Annotated in this window: 17 protein-coding genes; 12 read left to right on the top strand and 5 right to left on the bottom strand. The window is 33.1% G+C overall.

Features of this window, described 5'->3' with window-relative positions; translation table 11 throughout:
• Positions 1–66: 66 nt before the first annotated feature.
• The 9 genes from HGP29_RS14000 to HGP29_RS14040 all read left to right on the top strand — a co-directional run bounded on the left by HGP29_RS14000 (position 67) and on the right by HGP29_RS14040 (position 9,304).
• A complete protein-coding gene (locus tag HGP29_RS14000; protein ID WP_168883044.1) occupies positions 67–1,086 on the top strand; it encodes a COX15/CtaA family protein in 1,020 nt (339 codons plus the stop codon).
• Complete coding sequence (cyoE, locus tag HGP29_RS14005; RefSeq protein ID WP_235958301.1) at positions 1,052–1,993, top strand: heme o synthase; 942 nt, start codon at positions 1,052–1,054, stop codon at positions 1,991–1,993. The genes HGP29_RS14000 and cyoE overlap by 35 nt, the downstream gene beginning before the upstream one ends.
• Entirely contained in the window at positions 1,993–2,574 is a 582-nt protein-coding gene (locus HGP29_RS14010) for a cytochrome c oxidase subunit 3 (RefSeq protein WP_168883045.1), read from the top strand. The genes cyoE and HGP29_RS14010 overlap by 1 nt, the downstream gene beginning before the upstream one ends.
• Before the next feature lie 128 nt (positions 2,575–2,702).
• Complete coding sequence (locus HGP29_RS14015; RefSeq protein ID WP_168883046.1) at positions 2,703–3,458, top strand: cytochrome c oxidase subunit 3; 756 nt, start codon at positions 2,703–2,705, stop codon at positions 3,456–3,458.
• A 36-nt stretch (positions 3,459–3,494) separates the two neighbouring features.
• The gene (locus HGP29_RS14020; protein WP_168883047.1) at positions 3,495–3,833 is read left to right on the top strand and encodes a cytochrome C oxidase subunit IV family protein; all 339 of its coding nucleotides are present in this window, start codon (positions 3,495–3,497) and stop codon (positions 3,831–3,833) included.
• A gap of 86 nt (positions 3,834–3,919) precedes the next feature.
• The gene (locus HGP29_RS14025; protein WP_168883048.1) at positions 3,920–4,597 is read left to right on the top strand and encodes an SCO family protein; all 678 of its coding nucleotides are present in this window, start codon (positions 3,920–3,922) and stop codon (positions 4,595–4,597) included.
• Positions 4,598–4,622: 25 nt separating this feature from the next.
• The gene (locus HGP29_RS14030) at positions 4,623–5,210 is read left to right on the top strand and encodes a DUF420 domain-containing protein (RefSeq protein WP_168883049.1); all 588 of its coding nucleotides are present in this window, start codon (positions 4,623–4,625) and stop codon (positions 5,208–5,210) included.
• Positions 5,211–5,221: 11 nt separating this feature from the next.
• Entirely contained in the window at positions 5,222–5,461 is a 240-nt protein-coding gene (locus HGP29_RS14035; protein ID WP_168883050.1) for a hypothetical protein, read from the top strand.
• Between the two features lie 108 nt (positions 5,462–5,569).
• Positions 5,570–9,304 carry an ATP-binding protein gene (locus HGP29_RS14040; protein ID WP_168883051.1) on the top strand — a complete coding sequence of 1,245 codons (3,735 nt, stop codon included), beginning with the start codon at positions 5,570–5,572 and terminating at the stop codon, positions 9,302–9,304.
• Positions 9,305–9,363: 59 nt separating this feature from the next.
• Here the strand turns inward: HGP29_RS14040 and purB are convergent, their stop codons facing one another.
• From purB to HGP29_RS14060, 4 genes are all read right to left on the bottom strand, one after another.
• Complete coding sequence (gene purB, locus HGP29_RS14045) at positions 9,364–10,707, bottom strand: adenylosuccinate lyase (protein ID WP_168883052.1); 1,344 nt, start codon at positions 10,705–10,707, stop codon at positions 9,364–9,366.
• 150 nt (positions 10,708–10,857) lie between these two features.
• The gene (locus tag HGP29_RS14050) at positions 10,858–11,253 is read right to left on the bottom strand and encodes a hypothetical protein (RefSeq protein WP_168883053.1); all 396 of its coding nucleotides are present in this window, start codon (positions 11,251–11,253) and stop codon (positions 10,858–10,860) included.
• Positions 11,253–13,691: a penicillin acylase family protein gene (locus HGP29_RS14055; protein ID WP_168883054.1), complete on the bottom strand. Its 2,439-nt coding sequence runs from the start codon at positions 13,689–13,691 to the stop codon at positions 11,253–11,255. Before HGP29_RS14055 ends, HGP29_RS14050 begins: the two co-directional genes overlap by 1 nt.
• 33 nt (positions 13,692–13,724) lie before the next feature.
• Positions 13,725–14,378, bottom strand: a complete 654-nt coding sequence (locus HGP29_RS14060; protein ID WP_168883055.1) for an HAD hydrolase-like protein — start codon at positions 14,376–14,378, stop codon at positions 13,725–13,727.
• 27 nt (positions 14,379–14,405) lie between these two features.
• Here HGP29_RS14060 and HGP29_RS14065 point away from each other — a divergent pair, with 27 nt between their 5' ends.
• From HGP29_RS14065 to HGP29_RS14075, 3 genes are all read left to right on the top strand, one after another.
• The gene (locus HGP29_RS14065) at positions 14,406–15,437 is read left to right on the top strand and encodes a FecCD family ABC transporter permease (RefSeq protein ID WP_168883056.1); all 1,032 of its coding nucleotides are present in this window, start codon (positions 14,406–14,408) and stop codon (positions 15,435–15,437) included.
• A complete protein-coding gene (locus HGP29_RS14070; RefSeq protein WP_168883057.1) occupies positions 15,437–16,486 on the top strand; it encodes an ABC transporter ATP-binding protein in 1,050 nt (349 codons plus the stop codon). Before HGP29_RS14065 ends, HGP29_RS14070 begins: the two co-directional genes overlap by 1 nt.
• Before the next feature lie 106 nt (positions 16,487–16,592).
• Positions 16,593–19,271 (top strand): GAF domain-containing SpoIIE family protein phosphatase, encoded by a 2,679-nt coding sequence (locus tag HGP29_RS14075; RefSeq protein ID WP_168883058.1) that lies wholly within the window; start codon positions 16,593–16,595, stop codon positions 19,269–19,271.
• A 71-nt stretch (positions 19,272–19,342) separates the two neighbouring features.
• Here the strand turns inward: HGP29_RS14075 and dnaN are convergent, their stop codons facing one another.
• Positions 19,343–20,473, bottom strand: a complete 1,131-nt coding sequence (dnaN, locus tag HGP29_RS14080) for a DNA polymerase III subunit beta (protein WP_168883059.1) — start codon at positions 20,471–20,473, stop codon at positions 19,343–19,345.
• Position 20,474: the final 1 nt, after the last annotated feature.

Below are 20,474 nucleotides of genomic sequence, written 5' to 3' on the forward strand. Positions count from 1 at the left end.
GTCCTAGTTGATATTTATATCCTACTAAACAAAAGGAATTTTTAACTAGGTAACGCAATAATACTTATGAATAGCAACAATACAACAAACAAGGGAAGCATCTATAGAAAATTTGGTGTCATCACTGTTTTTGCAGTGTTTTTCCTGATTTTGGTAGGAGGGATTGTAAGAAGTACAGGTTCAGGAATGGGATGTCCAGACTGGCCAAAATGCTTTGGAACTTGGGTTCCTCCAACAGATGTTAGCCAACTGCCAGACGATTATAAAACGATTTTTGCAGTTCAAGGAAAAGAAATTGCAGACTTTTCTGTATTTAAAACTTGGACAGAGTATGTCAATAGATTAGTTGGTGTACTCATCGGATTCTTTATTTTTCTTACCGTTGTCTTTTCACTTCCTTATAGAAAAGACGATCCACAAGTTACCTTATTTTCATTTTTAGCTTTTATTCTAGTTGGCTTCGAAGGCTGGTTAGGATCTAAAGTCGTCTCTACAGATTTACATCCAGTCCTAATTACTGTACATATGCTTATTGCTTTGGTAATTGTCGGGATATTAATTTATGCTGTAGCTAGGTCTAGAAAACAAACTCTTACATATAAAGAACCTACGAACCTAAAGGCCATCAACAAGTGGTTGTATGTGATTTTAGGATTGTCTTTTGTTCAAATCATAATGGGTACTCAAGTACGAGAAAGTATTGATCTTGTGGCTAGAGAACTTGGTGAAGAGAATAGAGGTATCTGGATTGATCAATTAGGATTTACTTTCTATTTCCATAGATCTTTCTCAATTCTTGTAGGAATCTTAAACATCATTTTTATACAAAATGTATTTAAAGGTACAGAAGCGAAGCACCCTGCTAGATTATGGTCTAAAGTTTTATTTGGATTATTATTTACGGTAGTTGTTTCAGGTGCAGTGATGGGACACTTTGGTATTCCAGCATTTCTACAACCTGTACATTTATTATTAGGATCCCTAATAGTAGGTTGTCAATTCTACATTGCTTTATTAGTCAATCACTCAAGGGTATTAGGAAACTCAGAAAATGACATTTCGAAACTTCAAAAAGCAACCGCATAATATGATAGTAGCAGATTCGAACTCAGCAACGTCATCTTTACAAGCTTCAAAGAAAAAATCACGAGCTAAAGACTTTTATGATTTACTAAAAGTTAGACTTACAGCTGTGGTGGTGTTCTCTGGAATTTTTGGTTATTTATTAGGTACTGATGAGATATCTATCACTGCTATTTTAGCATTAGCTATAGGTAGTTTTATGATTACAGGTGCAGCTAATACAATCAATCAAATTATCGAGAAGGAACACGATAAGATGATGAAAAGGACTAAAGGTAGGCCACTTCCATTGGGTATAATCTCCAGAAAAGAAGCGGGTTTATATGCTTTACTTTTAGCTGTTGTTGGTGCTACATTCTTGGTATATTATGTGAATGTCTATGCAGCACTTTTATCAGTGCTATCGCTAGTACTATATGCTTTTGTTTATACACCTTTAAAAAGAATTACTCCGTTATCTGTATTAGTAGGAGCATTTCCGGGTGGTTTTCCTCCGTTAATTGGATGGGTGGCCGCTACTGGTGAAATCGGTATTGAAGGTTTGGTTCTATTTGCCTTACAATTTATGTGGCAATTCCCTCACTTCTGGGCAATTGCATGGGTGGCAGATACAGACTACAAAAAAGCAGGCTTCAAAATGTTGCCTTTTAACGGAAAAAAAGATGTGAACACTGCTGTTCAGATTTCAATTTATACAATGTTTTTAATCCCTATTGGCTTTTTACCTACTCAGTATGGCATGACAGGGATGTGGTCTGGTTTAATAGCAGCATTAGCAGGTGCAGCATTCTTATTTCAAACATTTGGTTTGATGAAGGATAAAACAGATAAATCAGCATTGAAGATTATGTTTACTTCTTTTATTTATCTACCCATTGTACAATTAGTTTATTTATTCGATAAAATATAATGAGAACGAATATGTCAGTGAGCAATGCTCCAAAGAAACCAACAAGTATGCATCCAAAGAAATTTGCGATGTGGTTGTTTATTGTTAGTGTTGTGATGATTTTCGCTGCATTAACAAGTGCATATATCGTAAGACAAGCAGAAGGTAACTGGACTCAGTTTGCTTTGCCTAATATTTTATATGTAAGTACAGTTGTTATCCTGTTGAGTAGTGGTACAATGCATTGGGCTTATTTAGGTGCCAAGAAAGATGATATGGGACAACTAAAGAAAGGTATGATCATAACATCAGTTCTAGGTTTTATCTTCTTAGTACTTCAATTCGTAGGATGGGAACACCTTGTAGAAATGAATGTCTATTTTGTGGGTAATCCTTCTGGTTCATTTGTATATGTATTAACTGGACTACATGGGGTTCACATTGTCAGTGCGGTGATATATGTATTTATTATTCTTGGAGCTTCTCTAAGAGGTAAGATTCATTCTGGGACTATTGTTAGAATGGAGATGGTAGCAAACTACTGGCACTTCTTAGATGCACTATGGATCTATCTATTTGTCTTTATGTTACTTAATAGATAAATAGTGATATTCGTCATAAAAAAATAGCACAAAAGTCACCAAATAGTTGTTTTTGTTAATAATCGACTATTAATTTGTGTAAAATAAAGTTCAAACAGACACTATAATTTTTATAACATCCAATCTTTATGTCGTCATCTACAACATTGACAACACCCAAAAGAAGTATTTGGGACGGCGCTGAGAGACCAATGAAGGCAAGCTATGGAAAGCTGATGATGTGGTTTTTCTTAGTTTCGGATGCATTTACATTTGCATCACTATTGATTGCATACGGCGTGGTTCGTTACATGCACCCAGCTTACGAAGGAGCTTACTCTGAATTCACTTTCGCAACAAGTTCTGAAAATTTCTATTGGCCAATTCCAGAAAAAGTATTTAATGCTTTCCCTGGTTTACATGGAGTAGATGTGCCACTAGGTTTTGTTGGTTTAATGACCTTCATTCTTATCTTATCTTCGGTAACAATGGTATTAGCCGTTGAAGCAGGAGAGAGAAAGTCTCAGAAAGAAGTAGAGAAATGGATGCTTTGGACTATCGTTGGTGGTGTTACTTTCTTAGGTTGTCAAGCTTGGGAATGGTCTCACTTTATTCACGGTACTGACGAAGGAGTTTTACGTGACGGTGTTCGTATTTTCGGTGCTAACTTGCATGAGAATCAATATGGACCTCAGTTATTTGCTGATTTCTTCTTCTTTATTACAGGTTTCCACGGTCTTCACGTAACTTCAGGTGTAATTCTAAACATCGTTATTTTCTATAACGTTGTGATGGGTACTTACGAAAAAAGAGGTACGTATGAAATGATTGAGAAAGGTGGATTATACTGGCACTTTGTAGATTTAGTGTGGGTATTCGTATTTACATTCTTCTACTTAGTTTAGTACTTTTTCATTCCATAACTTCAAAACATTACTATTATGGCACATTTTGATGCTTCAATGACACCAGAAGAAATCAAGGCAGCAAAAATGAAGACGGTTTTAAAAGTAACTATCATTCTTGCAGCTGTAACTCTTGTAGAATTTGCTTTGGCATTTGCATGGCCTGACGGTTCGTCAAGATTTATATTAAACATATTATTTGTTGCCCTTACTATCGTTAAGGCGGGTTACATCATTATGGAATTTATGCACTTAGGACATGAAACAAGCTTATTAAAGTTTGTGATTTTATTCCCAATGCTTTTCCTAGTGTGGCTTTGTGTAGCACTTTTCGTAGAAGGTCAAGCCATCTTAGATGCATTTCTAAATTGGTAATCTCAAATTTTTGAGAATTATTGAAATATAATGGTTTGATTTCTTCAACTTTGTAGAGATCAAACCATTTTTTATAATATCATATAATGAACAAACCTAATATTAAGAAGTGGGTATTCTTGTTCACCTTAATTGGAATACCTTTAGTTATTTTCTTCTTCCTTAAAAACTTTGGAACGAATGAATATAGTTTACAGAATTCAGAAGAAACTTTAGAAGTTTATAACCTGAAATCAGTGAACTGCACTCCCAATGAAGTGGATGGTGTTCATAGAATTCCAGATTTCTCATTTACCAATCAAGACGATCAAACTTTTACCAATAAAAATTTAGAAGGTCACATCTATGTGGCAGACTTCTTCTTTACAACTTGCCCTGATATTTGTAAGGCGATGACATCAAGCCTTCTTAGAGTGCAAGAAAGATTCAAAGATGAAGATCAATTAAAACTAGTTTCTTTTTCTATTGATCCAACATATGATACACCAAAAGTGTTATCAGAGTATGCGGAAAAGAATAATATCAATAAAGATATGTGGACACTACTTACTGGAGATAAGAAAACCATCATGGATTTAGGTCAATGTGGTTACTATATCACGGCAAAAGAAGTAGCGCTAGGAGGTCAACCTTCATTATCACATAGCGATAAATTAATTTTGGTGGATAAACACAGTAGAATTAGAGGTTTCTACAGCGGAACAGACCAAGATGATGTAAAGAGGTTACTTACTGAAATATCTTTACTGTTAAAAGAAGAATAAAATCTACTATTGAATTCAATATAAAATGAACACATTAGAACAAAAGAGAGAAGATAAGCTGCCTTTAATTATTATTGGGGTTGTATCTGTTCTTATTCCAATTGTTGTTGCACTATTACTGTTTATACCTCAAACTGGTAAATTAGGTGATTTGGATGTTTCCTTCTTACCTCATTTAAATGCAGTAATTAATGCAGCAAGTGCTTTTGCATTATTATTAGGTTTTATCTTTGTTAAAAGAGGTAATGTAGAGTTACATAGGCTAATGATGTATATCGCATTTGCTTTAGGTTCTATATTCCTTGTTTCATATGTTATTTACCATTTCCAAGGTGGTCATACTATTTTTGGAGATGTTAATCATGATGGAGTATTATCTGCTGAAGAGGCTGCAGCAGTTGCTACTTCTAGAACAGTATATATAGTTTTGTTACTTTCACATATTTTGCTTTCAGCAGTGGTTGTGCCATTGGTATTAATAGCGATCTACTTCGCAATTACAAAGCAAGTAACAAGACATAAGAAAATTGTAAAATGGACCTACCCAATCTGGCAATATGTTGCTGTAAGTGGTGTGTTGGTTTATCTAATGATTAGTCCTTTTTACGCATAAGCTAGATAAATATGAAAAAATTACTTTTAACAACACTATTCACTTTTGTGAGCTTTGCAGTGACATTTGGTCAATGTGCCATGTGTAGAGCAACTGTTGAAAACAACATCAGCTCAGGTGAAAGTGCAGTGGGAGCAGGTTTAAATACAGGTATTATTTACCTTATGGTAATGCCTTACGTCTTAATTTCTTCAATCGTATATTTATGGGTGAAGAAAACAAGAGAAAAGAAAATTCAAGGATTTTCATAGAAATATATACCATCCCATATCTTAAGCTCCAATAAGTACTTCTTATTGGAGTTTTTTTGTAATTTGTAAAAGTCTGAAATTACTCGATTTTTTTATCAATACTGCTTTATGCAAGCAAGACTGTTTTTTAAACAACTAATAAATAGTAATAATAAGGCCATTGTGGGCCTTGTCTTTTCGGTATTATCTATCGTCATATTTTTAATCAACGTTGAATATTATAGTGTTGAAGAATATGATGTTTTTGTTCAAAACAGAATTCAGCAATTATCAAAAAATGCTGACGATATCATTTATGATATTAAATCCAATATCAAAGGAGAAACAGAAAACACACTCAATTTTCAGACATTACTGAGTGTGACTAATTACCCGGTTTATATTTATAAAAAAGGGGAGTTGAAATTCTGGTCCAATGACAAATTACAGTTGAAATATATTGATGATAAACTATTTAGTTATTTCGTAGAAGATGTTATCAAGAAAGGTTCTTCCTATTATTATGTCAGAAAATCAAATATCATGGTATATAACCAAGATTATGAGATTTTTGTGATCATTCCCTTAGTAGAAATTCGTGAGAACCCTACCAATATTTTATCCCATAATGTAAATGAATTCGTCTTTGGTTCTAAAGAAATCCCTACAATAGAAAAGTTTAAAGTAAACGATAATTATAAATCGATTTACACAAAACTAAATAAGTACCTTTTCTCTATTGATATCTCCAAGAAAGTATCTGTAGAGTTAATACCATGGCATATATTCATTTTTACGGTTCTAATAGCAACATTCTTTCTTCTATCAGCACTAAGTACATATATCACTGAATCGGTTAGGAAGGGAGGTAATATATTTATCAATCTGTCTGTCTTTATGATAGGTGTGATCAGTTTACATGAAATTGTATTGAGTATTGTAAATAATCCTATAATAAAGAATGAGTATAATGTTTTAACGACCATCGATAACCCTGTTTTATCTCAGTGGGACTCACTTGGGGTGATTTTTATTGATATGGTGTTCTTGCTATTGATTTTTAGATGGATTACCAAAAACTTTAAAGATCTTTTCTCCATTCATTCAATGTATATACTCAATTACAAAGTACGTATTGGTATAAGTACATTGATGATCATTGCGATATTTTTAGTGATTAATACGCTGGAGAAAGTCTATTTGGAGATCATAGAATCAGCTTCTGAGCTAACAATTCAATTTTCTGTATTTGATATTAGTATGCCTTATTTATTAGGTCAGACCAACATACTGTTTGGTTTCCTTTTATCAAGTTTATACTTACATCTAGTTTATAGAATTATTGGGTGGTGGTTAGACTTTTATGGTAAGTCTGTTGCTATGTTATTAAGTATCATCTTAATTTTCTCTTTTCACTTTTTCTCTGGAACCTCAGATATTGTCATCATTAACGTATTAGCCATCTTTACAGGGGTTTCATTAATGTTTGATACGCCAAAATATCTGTCGGTAGGAAAGTTTAAAGCCATTATGTACTTAATGTCTATGATCATTTTCTTTTCTATTTTGGCGGCAGTGATTGTTGAAAAAAATGAGACCAGAAAAGATGAAGAATTTAAGCAGAAGTTTGCCTATAAATTAATTACAAACGATGCTACTCTCAAGGCATTTCTAGAAGAAACGATCTCAGATGTAAAAGAAAGTGATCTTGTTATAGATGCAATGGCTTACCTAAATAAGCCAAGAGCTATTGAAGCAGCGAAAGGTATTAAGAATGATATTGTAGATTGGTTTGGTCATCGTTACGACATTAAGGTGAACATTTCATTTGATAACGGAGAAAACGTAAATAATGAATATACCTACGAGCAGTTGATGGAAAATTTCTTTGAAAGAAAAGATATCAATTATTCGAAAACTTTTGGTTTGAATAGCAAAATGGACCCTCAAAAAGGTACTTACAGTTATTTATGTAATATTCCGATAGTCGACCGTTTTGAAAGTACAGATACAATTGGATATTGTTTGATTGAATTAAATACAAAATCATTAGATGGTAAGTATTTACAATCGTCCATTTTGGATGAAAATTATAATGTTCATTATAAACAAGAGGATTACTCTTATGCTATTTTCTTCAAAAAAGAATTGATCTTTAGTTCGGGTGATTATAACTATAGCAACTCTTTTTTAAAGGACTTCAATATTGAAGAAAACTCTTCTTTAGCCTCTAATTTTGATTATGGTGGTTATGAACACTTATTATTACCGAATGCTAATAATAGAATTGTAGTGATTTCATCTAAAGAGTTTACCTTGTTAGATTTCTTTAGGTCTTTCTCTACTTATTTTACAATAATTGTCTTCTTTATTTTTACCGTTTATAGTTCATACAACTACTTATCAAATCCTAAAGAATACAATCGTTCTTTCTCGTCGAAAGTACAGATATACCTTAATGCAGCCATTTTCTTCCCTATATTCTGTCTAGCTATTGTGATGGGTTCAGTGATGGTCAACTCATCAAGAAATGAAGTGCAGAGGCAGTATTTGGAAAAAGCACAGACAGTAGCGACCAACTTATTCCAGAATAATGAGTTATCGAAAGAATATTCATCAAAAGAGGAGATTCGATTAGATAATCTAATTCAAGAATTATCCAATGTAATGCAAGCCGATATTCGATTCTATGATCGTAATGGTCAGTTGAAGTCAGCCTCTGATAGTGAAATATTTGAATCTGGCCTTTTGAGTTCCCAATTAAACCCAAAAGCATTTGTTGGGATTATGGAGGAGAAAAAGACGAGAATGGTTGTCAAGGAGAAAATAGGAAACTTAGAATATAATACATCTTATATTGGTGTAAAAGCGTTCAATACAGGTGATGTAATGGGTGTAGTAAGTATACCGTTCTTTAAATCGTTAAATAGATTTGACGATAGGTCAGTAGAAGTAATTACTACCATTATGATGATTTTCACGATTCTATTCATGACTTTACTTCCTATTGTCCACTATGCTGCATTATCTCTTCTAAATCCTATCAAATTAATTATTCCAGAGCTGAATAGAATTACATTAAGTAAGAAGAATGAACCTATTTTATATAACTCTAACGATGAATTTGGACGATTAGTAGGAGAGTATAATAAGATGATTTCAAAGCTGGAAGAGAGTAAGAAAGAACTGGAAAGAAGTCAGAGAGAAAGTGCTTGGAAGGATGTTGCAAAACAAGTAGCCCATGAAATTAAGAATCCTCTTACACCAATGAAGCTATATCTGCAACAGTTAGAAAGAGTGGCAACTTCAGATGAAAACCCTAAATTATTGAGAGCAACTAAAATGCTTATAAATCAAGTAGATACTTTAAGTGGAATTGTAACATCATTCTCTGCATTTGCACAAATGCCAGTACCTAAAAAAGAAGTTTTCAACTTATCAAAAGTGATAAAGGATGTGATTATGCTACATTCTAGTAAGGCAGATATACAATTCTCAAACACACAAATCGGTCATGATGTAATGGTAGATGGTGATGAGAAGTTGACATCCAGAATATTAGCCAATTTAGTACTTAATGGTATACAGGCAGTTGAAGAAGGGGCTCCATCAACCATTATCATAGATCTTTATGAGAATGGAGAAAAAGCCATTGTGACCGTGATCGATAATGGAAAAGGAATTCCGGAAGATGTTCAGAATAAAGTGTTCGTACCAAACTTTACAACAAAGGCAACAGGATCAGGTATTGGTTTGGCTGTAGCCAAAAGAGGAGTAGAGCAAATGGGAGGAAGCATTTGGTTTGAAACTAAAGAAAGTGAAGGGACATCTTTCTTTGTCGAATTTATTATGGCAGAAGCATAAATAAAAAAGCCGCTTATCAAATGAAATGATAAACGACTTTTTTATTAAAGAATTAGAAATTATACACCAGTATAGTTATAAGGTGTGATTACTTTTAATTCCTCTTTTATTGCATCAGATACCTCTAGACCTTCAATAAATACTTTGATAGAAGTTTCTGTGATTTTTTCGTTCTTACGAGTTAAATCTTTCAACATCTCATAAGGATTAGGAATACCTTCTCTTCTTAAAACAGTCTGAATTGCTTCAGCAACTACAGCCCAGTTATCTTCAAGATCAGCATCTAATTGAGCTGAGTTCAACTCAAGTTTGTTTAATCCTTTTTTCAATGATTGTAATGCAATCACGATATGTCCTAAAGGCACACCAATATTTCTTAATACTGTTGAGTCCGTTAAGTCACGTTGTAATCTTGAAATAGGAAGTTTTACAGATAAGTGTTCTAACACAGCACTTGCAATACCTAAGTTACCTTCAGCATTTTCAAAGTCAATAGGATTCACTTTATGTGGCATTGCTGAAGAACCTACTTCATTTTTATTGATTTTTTGTTTGAAGTAACGCATTGAAACATATTGCCATACGTCTCTCGCCATATCAATTAAAATCGTATTTACTCGCTTGTAAGCATCGAATAATGCTGCAAGGTTGTCGTAATTCTCAATTTGAGTTGTGAATTGAGATCTATCAAGACCTAAAGCATTATTTACGAAATCGTTACCAAATTCTACCCAGTTGTGATTAGGGTATGCAACATGGTGTGCATTGAAGTTACCTGTAGCACCACCGAATTTTGCTGAATATGGAACTGACTTTAATGTTTGAAGTTGTTTTTTCAAACGGTAAGTAAATACTCTAAATTCTTTACCTAAACGCGAAGGTGAAGCAGGTTGTCCGTGAGTTAAAGCAAGAATAGGTTGTTTTTCCCATTCGTCAGCTAACGTATCTATTAAACTGATTACTTCCTCGATCATTGGGAACATCACTTCTTCATTAGCCTTCTTTAATGATAAAGGAATTGATGTGTTATTTACATCTTGAGAAGTAAGTCCAAAGTGAACAAACTCTTTTTGGTCTTTGATACCTAAAGCTTCGAATTTTTCTTTAATGAAATATTCTACAGACTTAACGTCGTGATTGGTAACACTTTCAAATTCCTTCACTTTTAAAGCATCTTCCATTGTAAAATCTTCATAGATTTTACGCATTGCTGGAAATAACGAAGTATCAAAATCTTCTAATTGAGGTAGAGGTTTCTCACATAAAGCAATGAAATACTCAATCTCAACCCATACTCTAAATCTGATTAATGCAAATTCTGAAAAGTAGTTTGACAGAGATTCCGCCTTGTTTCTATAGCGGCCATCGATAGGAGATACTGCAGTCAGTTGGTTTAGCTCCATTTTGTAATAGGAATTTGTGTTTAAAAACTAATCAAGTCGCAAATATACTGTCCGACATTCCATATCAAAAATTATTTGATCTATACCTTCAAAAAAAAGAATAAAAAAAGATGCTAAATCTTAATCTAGCATCTTCTTCAATATCAATTATTAGTCATCATCGTCATCACTGTGCCTTTTTACAGGTTTGAGATCAACACTAGCCCATTTGACTAGATCACCACAAAGCGAAGAAAGTCCTCCCACAACACCACCTACAATTGCTGTAATCATACCAATAAAATCATTGGTAGGGACGGTGAACATGGTGGCAATACGACTACTTAGTTCTGAATGAGTATACAATTGAATTATCGCTGCATAACTCCCCCAAAGGAAAGCAATACAAATAAACCCAATTAGGAAGCTCTTTAGGAAGTTGTTTTTACCGGCAAAAATACCATAGACAAAACAAGGTAAAAAGATGATCCACCATGGAAAAAGTACCTGTAAAAGACTACTCGTAATAATGATGGTAAAAGAATATATAAAATCGTTTTTATTCATTACTTAGAGATGGTTTCAATTTTTAATAGATGTTCTGGAGCATCACTTATTACAAAATCATTCTTTTTAAAGAAGTGAGTTGGTATCAAATCACCGGCTTCAAAATAGGGAACCATATTATCATAATATGGACTGCCCGGGTTTCCTGATTGTCCGCCTGGGATTACTTGATAGGCAATTGGTCCATCTTGAGTCATTTCGACTATCATCCTATAACTAGGTCCATGTTGCTTTTTTGTTGCATTAAGGATGCCTTTATGGCCACCATTTTTTAAATGATCCACATGAAAGCCTGGCAACCTACCCATATGCATAATTTTAGTTTTCTTGAAATTGGTCCAAGAAAGAGATTCTTCTGGATGCTCTGTCTGCCATTTTTTTACTTTCGCAATGGCTTCATGATAAGCTTGATTGATGACATCATCAATATTTTCAAGCTTCTTTGTTTCTAATTCATCAGCGAAAATAAAATCAGGTTTATGCTTTAGTAAATAGAATGTATTTGCTCTCGTCGGCATTCTATAAGCTTTATTTGGATGAACGTTGATTTCATCCCATATGTCATTCATTAATGCTTCTACCCATTCTTCTAAGTAAATTGATGCAGTCTCTGTAGCGTTATATTCAAAGTTCCAGGCTTTTAGTAATAAATAGATCTCTTTTTCTTCAGAAGTAAGGTTAATCTGATTTAAATGCGACAATAAAAAATGAAGGTTTTCTTCTGCAAAAAGACTGTAATTGTCATTTAACATTTTCTCCATGTCTTTTATTGTTAGATCTTTTGCTGAGTCTAATAAAGTATGGATTCTTCTATTCCTGTAATACTCATAATATTGGCCGTAAGTATAATAAGGATAATTAGGATTTACAGGGTGTTCATTTGCTGAGCTTACATAACCTCTTTTTGGATTGACAATTCTGATGTTATGTTCCTGTGGGATATATCCCGTCCATCTTGTGTCAGATCGTGTGCCGTCCATCACAAACTTTCCTTGTTCCTCCCAGTGTTTTGGAAATTTACCTTGGATATTCATAGCAATGTCATCATCTTTTGAGATGAAGGCAAAATTCAATGCTGGCCCATCGAAGTATTTTAAAGCATCATTAAATTCAGTGTAATTGGAAGCTTTATTGATTTGATATAAAGTCTTTAGTTCTTTGGAAGGGTCATGAGCAGTCCATCTTAATGCATAACCAGCTTTTTCAGAAGATTTTCCAAAGGTTTTGTCATAAACTACAGGTCCCCAGATAGTATATCGAACAGTATCGATAATGGTTTCTTTATCTCTTACCTTGATTTCCTCAATTCTTAAATCGGCTTTATCCCAATAGTTATCTATTAGATAATGCGTTTGAGATTTATCTTGAAATAAAATCTTATACCAATCTCGGTCATCTCTTCTAGCACTAGTTACACCCCAGGCAATATTTTCATTGAAACCTGAAACAATTGTTGGAATACCTGGGATAGACATACCCATAACATTCATCTGAGGGGTTGTTAACTGACAAGAGAACCAAATAGAAGGAAGAGTAAGGTTTAAGTGTGGATCATTACATAAAATAGGATTGCCACTTTTTGTCATTTTACCAGAAACAGCCCAGTTATTACTTCCATTATCTGGGTCTTCTTTTTCAACTGCATGCTTTCTTAAACCAGAAAGTGCATGGTAATTTTTTGGTCTTTTGGGTAGTGTGTAATCAAAGTCTTTCCAAATGCTATCATGATCTGCAATAGGTTTTTGTATATCTAGATAATCAGGGAAGAGTAAATCAAAATTCTTTTTTCCTAACAGTTGAAGTGCATTAGAGTTTTCAAAATCATAATCAGGACCACTTAAAGAGTATTGGATAAATTTAAACAACAATGCTGTTTTAAGTGGAGTCCAATTTTCAGGCTTATAATTGAAGAACTTATATTCTACGGGTAATTCTTTAAATTCTAGTTGTTGAATATATGCATTGACACCTTCAGTATAGGCTTCAATTAACCCAAATACTTTTTTATCATGCTTAAGTTCTTTGACAAACTTTTCGGCACCAAATTGTAAACCCTGTCGTCTCATGTTTTTATCATATTTGACAGTGATTTCTCCAAATATTTCAGATAATCGACCTGAAGCAGCTAAAGACTGAAAGTCCATTTGCCACAAGCGATGTCTTGCCGTAATATATCCTTGAAGTAAGTATAAGTCATGTTCATTAGTGGCATAAATATGAGGGATCAGCATAGAATCATAATATATTTTCCCTTCAGCAGTCATTCCTGTTAGCTGGATAACTTCGGGTATATTAGTATTCTTTACCTCATTTTGCCAAAAACCTTGAAAAGGATCAAGAAATCGTCCTAAAGGGGGAAAGTTATTTATGTTGGAATCTAAAGCTACAATACAAAAGAAAGTAAAAGCACAGATTATTCCAGCAATTGATGACCTCATATATTTATATTGAATATTAAAAAGTACTGCAAATTAGTTAACCTTAGGGTTGTAATCAATATGATTCTTGACAATGTCTACTATTTCAGAAGGTTTTTTTACTAAATAATTAGGAGTTGATTTCTTTAAGGCTTGATATGAATTATATCCCCAGCTAACTGCTATGACTGGAATGTTTATTTTTTGACAAGCTTCTATGTCTCTGATCTCATCACCTACATATATAAGTGTACTGTTAGGGTAAGCATTTTTTATTTTTAAGATTGATTTATCTTTATTGAATAGCTTAGAAGAAGTATAAATCTTTGAAAAGTAATGAGAGAGGTTTTTCTGTTTAAGAAAGGAATTAATATTTTTCTTAGAGTTTGAACTCATAATATTTAATTCTACATCAATATTGTTTAGAGTTTGTACAGTTTCTTCTATTTGATCAAATAGTTTTACTTCATTTAAATCTTTATTCATTTTTTGTTTTACCTCAAAAATAAATAAGGGAAGGTTCCACCATTTTAATCCAAGAAGTTTGATGATTTCTTTAGCAGGTAGGTTTTGAAAATCACTAAGTTCTAATTGATCATTTTTTAGTCGATATTTTGATGATAATTGAGTGACAATTTTAGTAACTAAAGTCAACGAATCTGCGATTGTTCCATCAAAATCAAAAACTATTGTAATTTTATTCCTCATGTTGATAAAATAATTTAAGTTCGCAATATGATCAAAATAAATTTGCCAATTCATATTAAGATTGGGTTGCTTGGGACGTTTTTGATTCCTCTTTTTTTTATCAATATAAGTGTAGGGTCATCCGATATTTCATTACATCATATCATTAATTATTTAATAGGTAATGAAACATCTAAGGGTATAGAGAACATACTTTCTTTAATTAGAATTCCGAAGGCAATTGTAGCAATTTTATCAGGAGTTGCTTTAAGCATTGCTGGATTATTGATGCAAGCTTTGTTTAGAAACCCAATGGCAGGACCATCTGTATTAGGAATTAATTCTGGTGCATCTTTGGGTGTTGCATTTATTTCTTTAGCATCTGGAATGGGTGTCGGTATCGATACTGTAAAATATATGAGTGGGTTTGGTGCTTGGATGACAATTTTTGCTTCATCATTAGGAGCGTCACTTGTAATGTTGGTTATATTAGTTATTGCTCATAAAGTGAAAGATAATGTAGCCCTTTTGATTGTTGGAATTATGGTTGGAGCATTAGCTTCTGCCTTAGTTGGAGTGGCTCAGTATTTTAGTCATCCGGATCAATTGCAAGAGTACTTACTTTGGACTTTTGGTAGTTTAGGGGGGATTGTTTATGAACAAATTTTTGTTCTTTCGATCATAGTGTTATTGGGTGTTTTGGTTAGTTTATATCTTTGTAAATCAATGAATTTGATGTTATTGGGAGAGACCTATGCAGTAAGTATGGGGTTGTCTATTCAGAAATATAGAATTCTAAGTATAGTCGCAGCAAGCCTTTTAGCAGGAAGTGTTACGGGTTTTTGCGGGCCCATAGGTTTTATTGGTATAGCTGCACCACATCTTGCCCGAGTTTTTATCAAATCTTCTGATCATTTTAAACTCTTACCCATAAGTGCTTTTATTGGAGCAGGAGGAATGTTGATCTGTGATGTTTTCTCTCACATTAGTCAATCAGGAGTAGTACTACCTATTAATTCAATCACATCATTGATTGGAGCTCCTATTGTAATAATTGCCATGATTAAAGGACGTAAATAATGAATATCGTAGAGGTTCAAGATTTAACTACTGGTTATTCTTCTAAAAATGGAGATAAAGTTATTGGACAATATCCTTCATTACAGTTAGAGAAAGGAGATTTTGTAGCGTTAATTGGAAAGAACGGGGTAGGTAAATCAACATTACTAAAAACACTATCAGGTGATATATCACCATTAAAAGGTGAAGTAAAGATTTTGAATAAAAAGGTAGATGAATTATCCTCTTTAGATAAGTCCAAGCAAATTAGTTTTGTTTTATCTCAGGTACATTTTACTGGAAAGTTGTCCGTTAAAGATGTGGTGACTCTAGGAAGATACCCTTATGTGAATTGGTGGGGGAAGCTCTCTAAATCTGATAATGATATTGTTTTACAAGCGTTAGAAGATGTAGGAGCGATAGATTTTATTGATAGAGATGTAAATACATTATCAGATGGCGAACGACAAAAAGTGATGATTGCTAGAGCAATAGCTCAAGATACATCATTAATACTTTTAGATGAATCAACGGCACATCTTGACTTAATCAATAGAATTGAAATATTCCAATTATTGAAAAAGATTGCTAGAACACGAAATAAAGCAATATTACTATCTACGCATGAAGTTGAAATGTCTCTTCAAGTCGCTGATAAATTATGGATTTTGTCAGAAAATAAATGCATAGTGGGGACGCCAGATATGATCATTTCCAAAAATGATATTGGGAATGTTTTCAATACTGAGACCGTTGGTTTTGATACTCAAAATGGAGTTTTTAATTTTTGTGCTACTCACAAAAGTTTCTCTTTTGGCATAGAATTAGAGCCTAGTATTAATGATTACAACGGTGATCTTAATATAGAAAATAGAGTTTTATGGTTGAAAAGAAAGTTCCAATCAGAAGGTTGTTTTCTAACCAATGAAACTCCAGAAATAAAGATATCACTCAGTTATAAAAACGACATATTAGAGTGGGAAATTGAAGGGTTTGGTAAAGTAATAAAGATTCACGACCATAACAAAACAGACCTTTATAAAGAAGTAGTTTCCAATTTTATAATTTAACTAAGGATATTTTGAATTTTTTTTAATATTTCTCTTCTATATACTTATATTTGCTTAACTACTTGGGTTAAACATCAATTTTTTTAATTATAACCAAGATCTCATAATGGGGATTCTAAAAAGACTTCAACAGATTTCATTGATTTGTGTACTACTACTTTTAATAGTACAACCTTTAATATTTGCACAGAATGTAGAAATTCAAGGGGTTGTTCTTAATGAAGAACATACTTTCGTTTCCGCTGCTGTTGTTTATGTTGATGGTGAAAAAGTAGCCACTACAAATGCTAAAGGGCAATTTTCTTTTGCCATAGATAAAAATAAAAAAATCAATACTCTTAATGTGATTAAGAGAGGATACAAGATGCAAACTTGGGCAACAAATGGTCCGGGTAAAATTCAAGTATTACTTTCTAATGCTCCTGTTTTTATTAATGGTACAGTAAAACAAGGTGGTATTCCAATTGGAGAGAAATTAATTAAGATTGGTGGGCAACCATTTCCAGCCGTTAAAACGAATAAAAGTGGTAAGTTCCAACTAAGAGTAAACAAAGACTTTAAGGTGAAAACATCAACAGTATTCTTAGTTGATGGAGATCCTGTAAAGTCAAATCAATACCATTATTCTAAGCAGTTAAATATTGTAACAATTAATCTTCCTGGTAAGATTAAGGAAAAGCCAGCATTAGCTAAGAATGAAAAGACAAATGTTCAAAAGGATGAGCCTACTCCGGACCCTAATTCTACAGTTGTTGTAGAAGATATAGAGATTTCTCCAATCTTGGTTGTAGTGGTATATGATGAAGATATTTCTCCTGCAGATAGTCTATTGGTCAACATCAATGAACAAGAATTTCTTACAGATCAGAATGGTGAATTTGAAGTCTACGCCGATTCTTTGAATGAGAATAGTTTATTGATTAACGATTATGATATCGTAAAAACAAAATATGATTATGAGGATAATTATATGTTTGTTTATATATCAAGTGACGAAGGTTTAGAAAGCCAAGGAGAAACAAATATTGAGTATTCTGAAAACTTCCAAACTGTTTTCAATACGCTTGAAGCAGAAAAACAAATCCTTCAAGAAACAGGTGTCTCTTTAAGAAAAGAAATTCAAAAAATTGCTGCCAAATTAGAGAAAGACCATGATGTAAAGAGCCAAAAGGCGTTAGAGTCTTATTTAATGAGACTTCAGAATTCATTAATTGAAAACGAATTGGCCTATGAGGATGCTCAATATAAGACAAATCAAATGATGGAGAGAATGCGTTCTCAGATTAGCCAACAAACTTCTACCATCGAGCAAATCGAAGGAGAGAAGGAAGAGGTGGAAACAGAACGTATGTTATATTTCATCATTGCAGCAATTTCTTTAATCTTAATTTTCATTTTCTATAAGAACCTTCAAAAGATGAAGGAGCAAAGAGATGATTTAAAAGAGATTTCTGAACGTTTAGCAAAAGCTAATGATGAGGTAGTTAAATCACATGAAGAGATGCTTTCTGTAAAAGATATTGGTCAGAAGTTTACATCTACATTGGATTTTGAAAACCACATGATTGAACTTCAAGAAAGTGTCAATGAACTAGTTCCTGCACCTACCTTTGGTATTGGTGTCTTTAATAAACTTCAAAGAAGATTGGAATTCAGAAATCAAATTTCTGATAATGGTACAGATCCTTATTATACAGAATCAATTGATAATGCATACAGCTTAGCGGCATGGTGTTTTAACAATGAGATCGAGTTGATCATAAACGACTACGATAAGGAAAATACATTATATATTCCTCAAAAGAAGACGAATGTAGTATCTCCAAATAAATCATTAATCTATATGCCATTAATGATTGATATGAGTGTTGTTGGTGTTATCACTATTCAAGCTCCAGAGGTAAATCAATATCAAGAATTAAATATTTCGATATTAAAATCATTAGCTTCTTATGCTTCAATTGCGGTTTCAAATTATACTGCATACAAGGAGTTGAAAGAAAAGAATAAGAGTATCACTGATAGTATGCGTTATGCAAAGACTATTCAGAGTGCGATCTTACCATCAAGAAAATTATTATCAGAATCATTTAAAGATTATTTCTTGCTTTATAGATCTAAAGAGATCGTATCAGGTGATTTCTACTGGTATAAAGAAAAAATGATTGACGGTAAATTAAGAAAATATATTGCCGTTGTTGACTGTACTGGTCATGGTGTTCCGGGTGCATTCATGTCAATGATTGGTAGTGCATTGTTAAATGATATTGTCTCTACCAAAACCGTTACACAAACTGATGAAATCTTGAACATGCTAAATGAAGGTGTGAAAGAATCATTACGTCAAGAAGAATCATTAAATGATGATGGTATGGATATCGCTTTAATCTGTATCGAATCTGAAACAGAAGATAAAGTAAATATTCAATTTACTGGTGCAAAAAGACCAATTATGATCTTTGATCACCTAGAGAAAAAACTTAATGTAGTTAATGGTGATTCTAAGTCTATAGGTTATTCTACTAGAAAAGAAAAGAACTTCTCTAACCATCAGATTTCATTAAATAAGAATGATATTATTTATCTGACTTCAGATGGTTACGTTGATCAAAATAACTTATCAAGAAGAAAGATTGGTTCAATTAAACTAAAAGAGATTCTAGAGCAAAATGCTACTATGGCAATGACAGAGCAGAAAGAATATCTATTAAACTTCCTGAAAGATCACAGAAAAGGAGGTATTGAACAAAGAGATGATATTACCATAATGGGTATTAAAGTATAAATAAAAAGGCCTTTCCAAATAAATGGAAAGGCCTTTTTTATATATAGTCTCTTACAGACTTGGTTTAGTATTTAGTAAGAGAAGTTATGCAACATAATTGGCATTACTAGCATCAAAACATCCTCGTTTTCTGGTTGATCTTCTGGAACGATCAGACCTGCCATACCTGGCTCAGAAAGACGTAAAGTGATTCTGTCTGATGAGATGTTATTTAAGATCTCGATTAGAAACTTAGCATTGAATCCAATCTCTAAATCTTCACCATCATGCTCACAGAATAAACGTTCTTTTGCTTCGTTTGAGAAGTCTAAATCCTCAGCAGAAACAAACAATTCATTGTCTTGAATCTTGAAACGAACTTGGTTAGTTGTTTTGTTAGCATAGATAACGATACGCTTCAAGCAACCTAATAAAGCTTGTCTGTCAAGAGTAACAAGGTTAGAGTTGTTTAATGGAATTACGTTCTCATAATCTGGGAAACGTTCATCAATTAAACGAGAGATCAAACGCATAGATTCAAATGTGAATACAGCATATTGGTCGTTAAACTCTAATGATACCGTTTTTTCGTCAGAAGGAAGGATGTTCTTCAACTGAGTAAGTGCTTTCTTACCCATGATGATTGGTTCCATCATACCCTCAACTTGAATATCGTTTCTTCTATAACGTACAAGTCTGTGTGAGTCTGTAGCGACAAAGTCAGAATGGTCTTCAGTAAGGTTGAAGAAAACACCATTCATGTTTGGCTTCATGTCATCATTACTAGTAGCGAATAGAGTATATCCGATTGCATCAACAAGAGCATCACTACTCATTGTTAAGGCATTTGACATATTTAAGTTAGGGTTTGCAGGGTAGTCTTCTGCATTTTCACCCGCTAATTTATATCTACCATTATCTGATGCAATTTCAATTGTATATGTATCAAAATCAATTGAAAAAGTAACAGGTTGTTCTGGTAAATTTTTAAGCGTATCCGTTAGCATTTTTGCTGGGATTGCTACGTTTCCATCGGAATCAGCTTCAACATTTACTTCAGATATAATGGTTGTATGCATATCTGAAGCTGTGATTCTTAAAAGGCCACCTTGGATTTCAAATAAGAAATTCTCCAAGATTGGCATTGTTGGATTATTTGGAATTACGCCATTTAACATCTGAATCTGTTTCAGAATAGTTGACGTTGATGCAGTGAATTTCATT

It is taken from the genome of Flammeovirga agarivorans (assembly GCF_012641475.1).
GTDB classification, from domain to species: Bacteria; Bacteroidota; Bacteroidia; order Cytophagales; family Flammeovirgaceae; genus Flammeovirga; species Flammeovirga agarivorans.

Bases quoted from the DNA above. Each gene is read 5' to 3' on its own strand.
- HGP29_RS14000 (WP_168883044.1), top strand. From the start codon at position 67: ATGAATAGCAACAATACAACAAACAAGGGAAGCATCTATAGAAAATTT.
- cyoE (WP_235958301.1), top strand. From the start codon at position 1,052: ATGACATTTCGAAACTTCAAAAAGCAACCGCATAATATGATAGTAGCA.
- HGP29_RS14010 (WP_168883045.1), top strand. From the start codon at position 1,993: ATGAGAACGAATATGTCAGTGAGCAATGCTCCAAAGAAACCAACAAGT.
- HGP29_RS14015 (WP_168883046.1), top strand. From the start codon at position 2,703: ATGTCGTCATCTACAACATTGACAACACCCAAAAGAAGTATTTGGGAC.
- HGP29_RS14020 (WP_168883047.1), top strand. From the start codon at position 3,495: ATGGCACATTTTGATGCTTCAATGACACCAGAAGAAATCAAGGCAGCA.
- HGP29_RS14025 (WP_168883048.1), top strand. From the start codon at position 3,920: ATGAACAAACCTAATATTAAGAAGTGGGTATTCTTGTTCACCTTAATT.
- HGP29_RS14030 (WP_168883049.1), top strand. From the start codon at position 4,623: ATGAACACATTAGAACAAAAGAGAGAAGATAAGCTGCCTTTAATTATT.
- HGP29_RS14035 (WP_168883050.1), top strand. From the start codon at position 5,222: ATGAAAAAATTACTTTTAACAACACTATTCACTTTTGTGAGCTTTGCA.
- HGP29_RS14040 (WP_168883051.1), top strand. From the start codon at position 5,570: ATGCAAGCAAGACTGTTTTTTAAACAACTAATAAATAGTAATAATAAG.
- purB (WP_168883052.1), bottom strand. From the start codon at position 10,707: ATGGAGCTAAACCAACTGACTGCAGTATCTCCTATCGATGGCCGCTAT.
- HGP29_RS14050 (WP_168883053.1), bottom strand. From the start codon at position 11,253: ATGAATAAAAACGATTTTATATATTCTTTTACCATCATTATTACGAGT.
- HGP29_RS14055 (WP_168883054.1), bottom strand. From the start codon at position 13,691: ATGAGGTCATCAATTGCTGGAATAATCTGTGCTTTTACTTTCTTTTGT.
- HGP29_RS14060 (WP_168883055.1), bottom strand. From the start codon at position 14,378: ATGAGGAATAAAATTACAATAGTTTTTGATTTTGATGGAACAATCGCA.
- HGP29_RS14065 (WP_168883056.1), top strand. From the start codon at position 14,406: ATGATCAAAATAAATTTGCCAATTCATATTAAGATTGGGTTGCTTGGG.
- HGP29_RS14070 (WP_168883057.1), top strand. From the start codon at position 15,437: ATGAATATCGTAGAGGTTCAAGATTTAACTACTGGTTATTCTTCTAAA.
- HGP29_RS14075 (WP_168883058.1), top strand. From the start codon at position 16,593: ATGGGGATTCTAAAAAGACTTCAACAGATTTCATTGATTTGTGTACTA.
- dnaN (WP_168883059.1), bottom strand. From the start codon at position 20,473: ATGAAATTCACTGCATCAACGTCAACTATTCTGAAACAGATTCAGATG.